Origin of the sequence: Aerococcus sp. Group 1, from assembly GCF_000193205.1 — a bacterium.
Classification (GTDB): domain Bacteria; phylum Bacillota; class Bacilli; order Lactobacillales; family Aerococcaceae; genus Aerococcus; species Aerococcus urinae_A.
In genome coordinates this window covers 994,712-1,006,779 of the sequence record NC_015278.1, presented here as the reverse complement: position 1 = coordinate 1,006,779, position 12,068 = coordinate 994,712, and the positions used below count along the sequence as shown (strand labels likewise).

Here is a 12,068-nt window from a genome sequence, read left to right as displayed (position 1 = left end):
TATGGCTTTTTATTGTTCTTGAAGTTTAGCATCCTCTGGACTAACGTATTCTTTGACTAATTGATCATGTTCTTCGTACGTTTTTGAGAAATAGACATTCCCAGTGCTTAAATCAGCTACGAAATACATATAATCATTAGGGGTTGGATTTAAGGCTGCTTGAATAGCACTTTCACTTGGGTTATTAAAGGGACCAGGTCCTAAACCAGTATTTTGGTAGAGATTATATGGCGAATCAATCATGGTATCTTCGATAGTCACATAGGTAGAATGCTCATTATGGGCATAATTCAAGGTAATATCCGATTGTAGGGGCATATTCTCGGCTAAACGGTTATAGAAGACTCCTGATACCATCTTACGATCTTCGTCAGTGGAAGCTTCTTTCTCAATAATTGAAGCTAGAGTTAAAATTTCATGCCAAGAAAGGCTCTGTTGTTTTAAAGCATCACTATACTTTTGTCGGATATTCTCACTAGCTGCCAGCATTTTGTCGACAAAACTTTCTACGGTATCGGATTGAGTTAATTCATAGGTAGCCGGGAAAAGGTAACCTTCCAAAGGATAGCGTAATTGGTCATTATTCACCACATCTTTGAGTAATTCTGGGTACTTAGTCGCTTCTTCTGCCAATAAGTCCTCCGAATTAATCCGCTTCAAGGCTTCTTCCTGAGTAATTCCAAAATAATCTGCCATTACTTGAGCAATTTCTTCAACATTCATGCCCTCTTTGACTAAGACCGCTTGGGTAGCCGGACCTTGGGCATGTGCGAGTTGATTCATGACTTCACCAAAGCCAGACGAGGTTTTCAATTGATAGGTTCCTGCCTGAATTGGATCATGATTAGATAGACGGAGGTAGATCTTAAAGAGGCTTTCATTAAAAATGACATCATTTTCGTTAAGAATATGAGCAATTTGACTAGCACTTGCTCCCTGAGGAATGGTCACCTGAGTTTCTTTTTCCTCTCCAAAGCCACCAGTAGCTACTAGGATTCCCATTAGTAGAGCAAAGACAATACAGATAAGGAGCAAAGTAATAATAATCCAGCGGATAATCCGATTAGCCTGAACATTTTCTTGTTTTTCTAAAGCATTGACCCTAGCCTGGTCTCGCTTTACTCTTTTTTCTTTTCTTCATCATTAAACATCGTGCTTCCTCATTTCATAATAAAAAGACTCTGCTTTGAACAAAATAAGCTATTATGCATTTTACTGATAAAGATGCTATTTGTAAACTTAGAGCCAAAAATTTAACCAGAATGAAACATTTATCCTATCATCACATAAAAAGAGGCGGTGACCAAAGTCACAGCCCCGTGTGTCAACTGCCATTAATAATAAAAGAGAATATGACCTCATATCATATTCTCTTTACTTGGCTTATTGATTTAAGTTTGGGTCTTGAACGAAAGTGTTAAACACTTCCTCTACCATATCCCATTCTTCTTCACTTTCAATTGGCAATAAGCTACCTTCTCCGTCTTCGCCCTCTTCATAGGCATAAGCTTCGATATTTAATTCTTCGCCTTCCTCTTCGGCTGGGTATACTAAGACATAAGATTTATTAAGATCTTTCGAGTCGAAACTAAAGAGAATTTTATATAAACGCTCATTACCTTCTTCATCATATAAAGTAATTAAATTATCTAAATCTTCAGCCATACAATGCTCCTTCATACTAATGTGAATGACTATCTAAATAGTTCTGTAAAATGAGAACAGCAGCTAACTTATCGATTACCTTTTTACGTTTTTTCCGGCTCACATCTGCCGCCTCAATCAGAAAGCGTTCCGATTGCTGAGTAGTTAACCGTTCATCCTGATAAAAAACTGGTAAGTCGAATAATTCAATAGCCATATCTCCATAGTGACGCGATGCTTCAGCTCGAGGGCCTTCGGTGTTGTTCATGTTTTTAGGCAATCCAATAACGATCTTTTCCACTTGATAATCTTCAATTAATTGCCTTAAGCGTGAAAACCCGAATTTCCCTGCCTCTTCGTCAATTTTAATGGTTTCGATTCCTTGGGCAGTCCAGCCAAAAGGGTCACTTATGGCTACGCCAACCGTTTTAGAACCCACATCCAAACCCATAATACGCATGCTTATTCTCGACCACTTTGCTTCATATAGCTTTTAACAAGTTCTTCTAATAACTCATCGCGTTCATGGTAACGAATAAGATTTCTAGCTTGATTGTGACGTGGGATATACGCAGGATCGCCAGATAATAAATATCCTACAATTTGATTGATTGGATTATAGCCCTTGCTTACTAGGGCGTCGTAAACTATTTCAAGTGTCTCTTTTACATCTTTTTCTTTACTTTCATCGAAGCGAAAGAGTACTGTTTCATCTTTTCCACTCATTTAGACACCTCCACATCATTTTGAATCTATTGTAACGAAAAATCTAGCGACTAACAAGCACTTTATTTATTCAGAACTTCCTCTAAAGCCTTAAGCGCATCAGGAATACCGGCTGGGTTCTTACCACCTGCTTGGGCAAGTTCAGGACGACCGCCCCCGCCACCATTAATATATGGAGCAAGTTCCTTAATGATGTCACCAGCTTTTAAGCCTTCTTTAACCTTGTCAGGTGAAACAGCAACTAACATGTTGGCTTTATCCCCGTTAGCTGTAGCGAGAACGAGGACATCTGAATAGTTATTTTGTTTCCATTCATCACTAATTGCCCGCAGATCATCCATGGTTTTATGGTCAAGTTCTTCAGCAATGTAGCGTACCCCGTTGCTTTCTTTAACGGCATCAAATATTTGACTAGCAGCCATTTGGTTAGCCTTAGCATGGAGAGATTCTACTTCAGATTCTAGGCTCTTACGCTCACCTTCCAATTGTTGGAGACGGTGTGGTACATCTTCCGCTTTTTTAACCTTCAAATCATCGCGAACTTGGTTTAAGAGACCTAACTTAGCTTCATAGTATTCATAAGCAGCTTTTGAAGTCAATGCTTCAATTCGACGTACTCCAGAACCAATCCCTGATTCGGAAATAATCTTAAAGAGGCCAATGAATCCGGTATTCTTAACGTGGGTCCCACCACAAAGTTCCATGGACCAGTCATCAATATTAATGACACGAATTTCATCATGTAATTTAAGGTATTTTTCGCCGAAGAGCGCGATAGCCCCATGTTCCTTAGCCGCCTTAACCGTGGTAAAGATGGTTTCAACCGGGATTTGTTCCCAAATTTTTTCATTAACTCGTCTTTCAACTTCTTCAAGTTGGTCTGAACTCACTTGTCCAAAATAAGTGAAGTCAAAACGGAGATAATGTTCATCAAGTAAGGAACCCGCTTGGTTAACTTGTTCACCTAAGACATCTTTTAAGACCCGGTGTAATAAGTGAGTAGCGGTGTGATTATTACGGATTAAGCGACGACGAGCGCTGTCCACTTCTAAGCGAACTTCTTGGCCCACACTAATTGGTTGAACGGTGTCAATATAATGCAAGTTTTGGTCATTAGGAGCGTGTTTAGTATCACGAATATAACCTAATAATTCACCATCCAAATTGTAAAGCTTACCTGAGTCACCAACTTGTCCACCACGTTCACCGTAGAATGGTGTCTTTTCAGCAATGAAATAGGCCTTGCTATTGGCTGGTGCTTCCTGACTGATTTCATCTTGGTAAACTATGGCGTTAATCTTAGTTTCAGTAACATCTTCTTCATAACCGGTAAAGTGAGAAGGCACATCAATTTCACCGAGCACTGTTGATTGAACCGCTAGGCCACCTTGGTCTTTTCTAGCCGCACGTGCCCGTTCCTTTTGTTCCTCCATTGCCTGATTAAAGCCATCAATATCAACAGAAAAACCTGTTTCAGCCAGGTATTCCTCAGTCAATTCTAATGGGAACCCATAAGTGTCGTATAATTTGAAGGCGGATTGGCCGTCAAGTGAATTTTCACCAGATTCTTCTAATTCAGCGATTTTGTTTTTAATAATATTTTCACCGTCAGCGATGGTTTCTTGGAAGCGTTTTTCCTCACGATCAACGACTTCTTGAATAATGGCTTCTTTTTCTTTTAATTCTGGATAGTGTTTTTCCATCTTATCAGCCACAATTGGAACTAATTTGGCCAAGAAACTCCCTTGGATGCCTAAACGACGGCCGTACATGACACTACGACGGATTAAGCGACGTAAAATATAGCCCCGACCTTCATTGGATGGTAAGGCATTATCCCCCACAGCAAAGCTAACGGCGCGGATATGGTCAGCAATAACTTTCATTGCGGTATCAGTTTCCTTACTTTCCCCATATTTTTTACCATCAGATAATTTTTCAACTTCTTTAATCAGTGGGAATAAGAGGTCGGTTTCGAAGTTTGTTGGAGTTTCTTGTAGGACAGAGGAGATCCGTTCCAGTCCCATCCCAGTATCCACGTTATGTTGTTTTAATTTTTCATAGCTACCATCGGGCATGTGGTTAAATTCAGAGAAAACGATGTTCCAGATTTCTAGATAACGTTCATTTTCTCCCCCAGGAAACATTTCTGGATCATCATCGTCAAGATCTTGATAAGCTTTCCCCCGGTCAAAGAAAATTTCCGTATCGGGACCACAAGGACCGGCACCTAAATCCCAAAAGTTATCTTCTAAAGAAACAAAGTGATCTTCTGATAAACCAGTCACCTTTTGCCATAATCCATGGGAAACATCGTCATCAGGATAGTAGGTCATATAGAGTAGTTCTGGATCAAGTCCTAACCATTTTTCATCAGTTAAGAATTCCCAAGCCCAAGGAATAACCTCTTCTTTAAAGTAATCCCCTACTGACCAGTTACCGAGCATTTCAAAGAAGGTTTGGTGACGAGCGGTCACTCCAACATTTTCAATATCGTTAGTCCGAATACATTTTTGCGCATTAGCAATTCTTGGATTTTCCGGCACTTCTGACCCATCTAAGTAATGTTTTAGGGCAGCAACCCCGGAGTTCATCCAAAGTAAAGTAGGATCGTTGTCTGGAACTAAGGAAGCACTAGGGTAGATATCGTGTCCCTTGCCCTTCCAAAAATCTATCCACATTTGGCGTATCTCTTCACCCGTTAATTTCTTCATGATGTGTTAAAACCTCCTAATAAAATAAAAAAAGCACCCTGATGTTATTAGATGAGGGCGCCGTAGCACGGTACCACCTCATTTATAACATCAACGTGCGATATTATGTCTTCATTACATACTGGATAACGCGAGTAGCGGCAAATTTTCATTTGCATTGTCAAAAGGGAGCATTTCTATTACTGAGTGCTTTCACCACAGATGCACTCTCTCTATAAGCTAAATAGAAACATGGCCTTTTCAATCATTTAAGCGAATTTATTATACGCTTTTTAATTTTCATTTGTCAACTATTAATGATTCCTAGCGAATAAGAAAATTAGTCTACATAGGAAGTTTCTTTATCTCCTAACCAGGAATAAACAAAGCCAATGACAAAGCCACCACCAACAAGGTTACCTAAGAAAGTAAAGACAAAGTTCTTAAGCACATTAGCCAAGGTCATCCCGTCAACAGGGCCTCCATTGGAGAAGAAAGCTAATGGGAAGGAAACAAAGTTAGCAATCACGTGTTCGTAACCTAAGAAGGCAAAAATAAAAATAATAAAGATAATCGCATAAACCCGGCCATCAGCGTTGACCATCCGATTGCTAGCAACCACTGCACTATTAACGATAATATTAGCTAAAATTCCCTCAATAAAAATGGTAAGCGCTGATTTAACAAATTTTCCTGAAACTGCTGTAAATAAATAATGATCAGCAGGTAAATCTTGGAAAATCGTGGTTTTTGAGAAAATATAAGCACAAACAAGGCCACCAATAAAATTAAATAAAACACAAACCATTAAAATCGTAAAAGCCTTTTGCCAGCTGATGTATTTTTTTCGTGCTCCAACTACCAAAAAGTTCATATTAGCAGTCGCTAATTCACCATTCATATAAATAATAAGTACCAATGACCATGCAAAAAAGAAGGCAAAAGTAAATTTCCCTAAACCTGGCGCTACTAAGTTCGCTTGTTGGGCGGTCATCATAGCGATTGCTGTCCCAAAAGTTAAGAATAAAGTGGCGTATACACTCCTTAGCGCGTATCTCCAAAAACTTTTATCAAAAAGTTCTGTCTTCTTCTCCACATTATCAAAAGTTAAAGGGCCTAGAATTCCTTTCTCAGGGCGCTTGCCATTAATATAAGCCATTGCCGTCAGTCCTTTCTATATGAGCTAAATTTCTAGCCTAACTAAATATATCCAATACTCACATTTTATCGATATTTTAAGAAATAAACAAGATTTTTGCAATATTTGAATAAATTTATTAGTATTTATAAACTCAGGATCAGCAAATTTAGCCTCTATCTGCTTTAACTAGGCTTTTTAGGGTACTTTTTGCACGTGGGCAGTAAAAGAGAAAAAATGATGGCTGATTTCATTCCTTAAAAATCATAGGGGCTGATGCCATCCATACCAATTAAAGGATCGATCTGACCACTTTCAAGTAAGGCAGGAGTTAACCAATCGACTTTTACATTCATTCCCGAGTTTTCAAGATCCCCTTGTTGGCCCCCTGACTCATCTCCTTGAGACCTGGTACTTTGATCCTGACTAGGACTTACTTCACTTGGCTGCGAGTTCAGTTTAGGAAGTAATTCGTCTTCTTCAAGTAGGGAGCGGTAAAGGTTAGTATGGCGTTGGCTGGCCTGGGTTTGAATGGCAGATTGGAAGGCTTGGACTTCACCGCAGAGAATTAAGGATTGCTTAGCTCTGGTGATCGCTGTATAGAGCAAATTGCGTTGCAACATGCGTTGGTATTGGCTGATTAAGGGGAGGATAACGATAGGAAATTCGCTTCCCTGCGATTTATGAATTGAGACGCAATACGCCAAGGTTAACTGGTTAAAATCTTGCCGGTTGTATGTGACCTCATTGCCGTCGAAATCAACCACTATTTCATCGCTTTGGCTGGTCGTTTCCTTGGCAAAGAATATCGCCACGATTTCTCCCATATCCCCGTTAAAAACATTCATTTCAGCATGATTTTGCAACTGTAAGACCTTATCACCTAAGCGAAAAAGACGGTTGAAGTGGCTAAGTTGGCGCTTACTTCCATCAGTATTTGGATTTAAGCTTTCCTGCAATTTCTGGTTAATCTGATCGATGCCGGCCTGACCCTTATACATGGGAGCTAAAACTTGAATATCTTTAACATCATAATCTTTTTCAAGAGCGCGTTTAGCCACCGCTGCGATAAAATCAGCTAAGTGGAAATAATCCACCCGGAAAAATGACCGATCAGCCTTATTTTGGGTCAGATCGACTGGCATTTGCCCATTTTTTATATCATGAGCCAATAGAGTGATAGTTGAATTAGCATCTTGACGAAATATTTCGTCGAGCTCACGCCAGGTGATTGTCTGACTTCTCAAGAGGTCAGAAAGCACTTGTCCTGGACCAACTGAGGGCAGTTGATCTTTATCCCCTACCAAGATAATTTGCATATCATCAGGAACCGCTTCTAATAACTGAAAGAATAACCAGGTATCTACCATGGACATTTCATCAATAATCAGTAAGTCCCCTTCAATAGTCTCTTTATCAGAAGTTATGATATTATTTTCATCTTCTTCACCGGTGAGACCTATTAAACGGTGAATAGTGGTTGCTACTAGGCCAGTAGTTTCACTCATCCGCTTGGCAGCGCGTCCAGTTGGTGCTGCCAAACGAATAGGAAAGTCACTTGGATCATAATCCCCTAGGCGGATATTATTTAACCGGCAATAAATATCAATGATCCCTTCTAAAACGGTGGTTTTTCCCGTACCCGGTCCCCCGGTAAGAATAAATAATTTCTCTTCTAGGGCTTCGATAATTGCCTTCCTTTGAGCGGGTCCATATTGAATACCTAATTTTGCTTCGGTTTCCTCTATTTCATTAGCCAAATTATCATTCTCATATTTAGGCTGAGTTCTTTCATTCTTGATACGTTTTAAACGTTTAACAATCCCCTTCTCTGCATAATAGAGACTAGGAAGAAAATAACCCTCTTCAGTCGCAATCACTTCATTGGTATCTACCAAGTCGCTCAAGCTATCAGCCACTTGCTGCATGTCAACCATTTGTAGATTCATTTGGCTTTTATTTAATAGATTGAGAACCTGGTGGAATAGTTCTTCCTTCTTAACATAAGTATCCCCATTGCTATAACAAATTGTTTCTAATGAAAAAGTAATCGCCCCTTGGATGCGTAAAGGCGAGTCATAGGCAAAGTCTAAACGTTGAGCCAGTAAATCAGCCTTTTGAAAACCAAAACCCTGAATATTTTTAACCAAGAAATAGGGGTTTTCTTTAATCAATTCAACCGCTTCATCTTGGTATTTAGCATAGATCTTCCCTGCTAAATGGTTGGAAAAACCCATCTCCGATAATTGAATAAAGGTATCCTCATTGCCACGATTAGCCTTTACTTTCTCATGTAGCATTTGCTGTTTATTTTTCGTCAGGCCCTTAACTTCTTTCAAACGTTCGGGTTGATTTACAATTAAGTCAATGGTCTTCTCACCTAAGGTATTGACCACACGTTCAGCCAGTATTTTTCCAATTCCAGGGAATTCATCACTGGATAAATATTTGATTAATCCATCTTTACTGGTAATTTTTATCCCTTCATAATGAGAGACTTTAAATTGTACCCCGTACTTAGGATGGTCAACCAAGTTACCGAAGAATTGGTATGTGGTTCCGTCTTGAATAGTCCCAAAATTTCCAGTCACGACAATATTTTTTTCGGAGTAAAGGGTGTTGGTATCATCAACCGTAATCCGCATCACCCGATAATAATTATCTGGATTAGAAAAAAAGGTAGCTTCAACCTCGCCGATGAAATAATCTTCTGTAGCTGCCATTCCCTTATCCCTCCTAGTCATAATCTTTGGCTATTATATCACAGAATTTCAGTGGAGTTATCCTCCCCCCCAGTCTGCCTTCTGCTCGCCTTTCTTCTATTAAAATAACTATACCATTTTCGCTCTTTCACACCCTTAATAAAGAAAAAAGCTGTATCTTAGCTTCTAGCCTCCAAGTTAGATAAGGTCTTCCTGGATAAGCCAAAAACGAGTTACAGCTGTATCTTTAAATCATCCTAATTTATAGCCTGCTTTTAGAAATGATTAATCTATTTTATTATTGGTATTGTAACTTTTTATCATCCTTATAGGCAGCGTCAATGGTTGCTCCCCCTAAACAAACTTCATCTTTGTAGAAAACTACCGACTGTCCTGGTGTAATAGCCCGAACTGGCTCTTCAAAGTCTACCCTTAAGTGATCATCAGACAAAAAGCTGACTTTCACTGGGATATCTTTTTGCCGGTAACGGAACTTAGCGGTGCAGGTAAAGTCTTCAGGTGGGAAATGGTCACTGGTAAAGGAAACTTCACTGGCTAATAAGTAGTCAGCATAAAGCAAGGGATGGTGGTATCCTTGGCCGACATAGAGTTCATTTTTAGCCTGATTCTTCCCGATAACAAACCAAGGTTCATTATTACCAACCTTGGTTCCTCCGATTCCCAAGCCCTTACGTTGACCGATGGTATAATACATCAGCCCATGGTGTTCAGCCATTACTTGGCCGTCTAAGGTTTTCATTAAACCCGGTTTAGCTAGTAAGTAATTGGAAAGGAAGGCATTAAAGTCGCGCTCACCAATAAAACAGACCCCGGTGGAGTCCTTTTTATGGGCCGTCTTTAGATTATGATCTTCGGCAATTTTTCGCACTTCCGATTTCTCTAATTCGCCAATTGGAAATAGCGCGTGTTGTAATTGTTCTTGTGACAGTTGGTTTAAGAAGTAGGTTTGATCCTTATTACTATCAACCCCACGAAGCAACTCCACTTCGCCTTGGTCATTTGTTCTCACCCGAGCGTAGTGGCCCATAGCCACGTAATCTGCTCCTAAGTCCAAAGCATAATCGAGGAAGGCCTTGAATTTAATCTCTTTATTACACATGACGTCTGGATTGGGGGTACGGTCATGACGATATTCATCGAGGAAGTATTCGAAGACCCGGTCCCAATATTCTTTTTCAAAGTTGACTGAATAATAAGGAATACCTATCTGACTAGCTACAGCTTGTACATCCCGGTAATCTTCGGTTGCTGTACAAACACCATTTTCATCAGTGTCATCCCAATTCTTCATAAAGATACCAATGACGTCATATCCCTGTTCTTTCAGTAAGAGCGCAGAAACACTGGAATCGACTCCCCCGCTCATGCCTAAAACAACTTTTTTATTTTTCTTATCATTCACAACATCACCATCTTTCTTAAACAAAATTTACGATTGAAGGTCGCACGTTTTGTTGTGTTGATAATCTTAGATAGGCCTCAAACGCCTTATCCAGGTAGTAATCATACCAATTTACATAAAAAACTCAAGTCATTTGATTGAATTTTTATTAAATCTTCAAATGTCCTTGAGTTTTGAGAATGATTATATATCCATTTTTAGTCTTCATTGATTGCTAAGACTTGATTTTCAACTAAATCAGCTAAAATTTCCTCTAAGCGTTTAGCTAAATCTGCCATGTCGGAATTTTGGTAAACATTAACTGCCTTCAGCCCCGTCTTATTAGTGACGTTCATTTGCAATTTATCCACTGATTTATCAATTTGAACTTTTAATAAGAGATAGTGACTGGCTTGAAATTCTGGACGAATAGGAATTTCAATTTGATAATTACCTACCTTAGTAGAAGTAAATCCATAGTCCCGCAAAGTATATGCCTTGCAGTTAGGATGGACTTGATAGGTTTTTTGACTCCCTTTTAATTGTTCTTTTTCTTTAAAAGCCATTTCATTCCTCCTTAATTTGTTTACACTATTACTAAGCAATGCTTAACAAAATGTCTAAGAATTTATCGATTTCTTCAATTGTGGTCAGCTGACCGAATGATATACGAATGCTTTGACTGATCCGGGGACTTGCTTCCCCAAACATCGACACTAAAATCCGACTCGGTTCTAGCGACCCAGCTGAGCAGGCTGACCCAGCCGATACATAAACGTCTTTTAAATCTAATTTAATCAGTACTTGATCACTAGGATGATTAGGCCAATAGATATTTAAAATATGGGCTAGTTCAGCTTCCTTAGGACCATTGATTTTGAAATCTAGGCCCCGTTCTTTGGCTTCTTTAAGAAAATATTTCCTTAAATTCAGCAGCTTTTGATGATGGTCATTCCTAGCCCGGTAGGCGATTTCAATGGCCTTACCCATGGCCACAATTCCAGGCACATTTTCAGTACCGGCCCTATGGCCATGTTCTTGGCCTCCCCCTCTTAAGTAAGGAGTAAAATCACTCACTGCATTACGGTAATAGAGGAATCCTACCCCTTTGGGCCCATGGAATTTATGGGCGGAGACGCATAAGCCATCGATATGCATGGCTTCAACATCAATAGGGACGTTGAGATAGGCTTGGACCACATCTGTATAGAAGAATAAGTGGTGGTCTTGGCAAATGTCTCCAATAGCTTGGATATCTTGGACAGAGCCGACTTCGTTATTCCCTGCGATAATCGAAACTATAATGGTATCATCTTTGATAGCTGCCTTCAACTCATCAATTGAGATATGACCATATTCATCGAAAGGCAGAAAAGTTACTTCAAAGCCCTGTTTTTCCAGATATTTTGCCGTCTTGTAACTTGAAGGATGTTCAGCTTCGGTGGTAATAATATGACGGCCTTGCTTTGCTAACCGTTTTGCGGTTTGTATCAGGGCACTATTAGTCGATTCTGTTGCCCCACTGGTAAAAATAATATCGTCGGCCTGAGCATTAATCGTCTCCGCTATATTCTCTCTTACTCGAGTCAATTGCTCATGTGATTGGCGACCAATTCGGTAGGTACTTGATGCATTGCCATAATTTTCACGCATGGCCTGGTTCATGGCCTCAATAACTGGTTGGGTCATCGGTGTGGTTGCTGCATAATCAAGATAGATCATTCGTTCGCTTACCCCCTTGTTTTTCACTATTGTATCACTAT

General features: G+C 39.7%; 10 protein-coding genes. All 10 read right to left on the bottom strand.

Going from position 1 to position 12,068, the window contains the following annotated elements:
* Nucleotides 1–9: 9 nt before the first annotated feature.
* The 10 genes from mltG to HMPREF9243_RS04570 all read right to left on the bottom strand — a co-directional run bounded on the left by mltG (nt 10) and on the right by HMPREF9243_RS04570 (nt 12,027).
* Nucleotides 10–1,044 carry an endolytic transglycosylase MltG gene (mltG, locus tag HMPREF9243_RS04615; RefSeq protein WP_269208282.1) on the bottom strand — a complete coding sequence of 345 codons (1,035 nt, stop codon included), beginning with the start codon at nt 1,042–1,044 and terminating at the stop codon, nt 10–12.
* A 339-nt stretch (nt 1,045–1,383) separates the two neighbouring features.
* Nucleotides 1,384–1,680: a DUF1292 domain-containing protein gene (locus HMPREF9243_RS04610; RefSeq protein ID WP_049776749.1), complete on the bottom strand. Its 297-nt coding sequence runs from the start codon at nt 1,678–1,680 to the stop codon at nt 1,384–1,386.
* 1 nt (nt 1,681) lies between these two features.
* Entirely contained in the window at nt 1,682–2,104 is a 423-nt protein-coding gene (ruvX, locus tag HMPREF9243_RS04605; protein ID WP_013669760.1) for a Holliday junction resolvase RuvX, read from the bottom strand.
* A 2-nt stretch (nt 2,105–2,106) separates the two neighbouring features.
* Nucleotides 2,107–2,370, bottom strand: coding sequence for an IreB family regulatory phosphoprotein (locus HMPREF9243_RS04600; RefSeq protein WP_013669229.1), 264 nt, complete (start codon nt 2,368–2,370; stop codon nt 2,107–2,109).
* Nucleotides 2,371–2,432: 62 nt separating this feature from the next.
* The gene (alaS, locus tag HMPREF9243_RS04595) at nt 2,433–5,084 is read right to left on the bottom strand and encodes an alanine--tRNA ligase (protein ID WP_013669948.1); all 2,652 of its coding nucleotides are present in this window, start codon (nt 5,082–5,084) and stop codon (nt 2,433–2,435) included.
* A gap of 319 nt (nt 5,085–5,403) precedes the next feature.
* Complete coding sequence (locus tag HMPREF9243_RS04590; protein ID WP_013668525.1) at nt 5,404–6,222, bottom strand: formate/nitrite transporter family protein; 819 nt, start codon at nt 6,220–6,222, stop codon at nt 5,404–5,406.
* Nucleotides 6,223–6,458: 236 nt separating this feature from the next.
* On the bottom strand, nt 6,459–8,924 hold the full coding sequence (locus tag HMPREF9243_RS04585) for an ATP-dependent RecD-like DNA helicase (RefSeq protein WP_013669470.1): 2,466 nt from the start codon (nt 8,922–8,924) through the stop codon (nt 6,459–6,461).
* Nucleotides 8,925–9,201: 277 nt separating this feature from the next.
* Nucleotides 9,202–10,326, bottom strand: coding sequence for a tRNA 2-thiouridine(34) synthase MnmA (mnmA, locus tag HMPREF9243_RS04580; protein ID WP_013670103.1), 1,125 nt, complete (start codon nt 10,324–10,326; stop codon nt 9,202–9,204).
* 197 nt (nt 10,327–10,523) lie between these two features.
* The gene (locus tag HMPREF9243_RS04575) at nt 10,524–10,871 is read right to left on the bottom strand and encodes a DUF1831 domain-containing protein (protein WP_013670078.1); all 348 of its coding nucleotides are present in this window, start codon (nt 10,869–10,871) and stop codon (nt 10,524–10,526) included.
* Nucleotides 10,872–10,902: 31 nt separating this feature from the next.
* Entirely contained in the window at nt 10,903–12,027 is a 1,125-nt protein-coding gene (locus HMPREF9243_RS04570; protein WP_013669131.1) for a cysteine desulfurase family protein, read from the bottom strand.
* Nucleotides 12,028–12,068 lie beyond the last annotated feature (41 nt).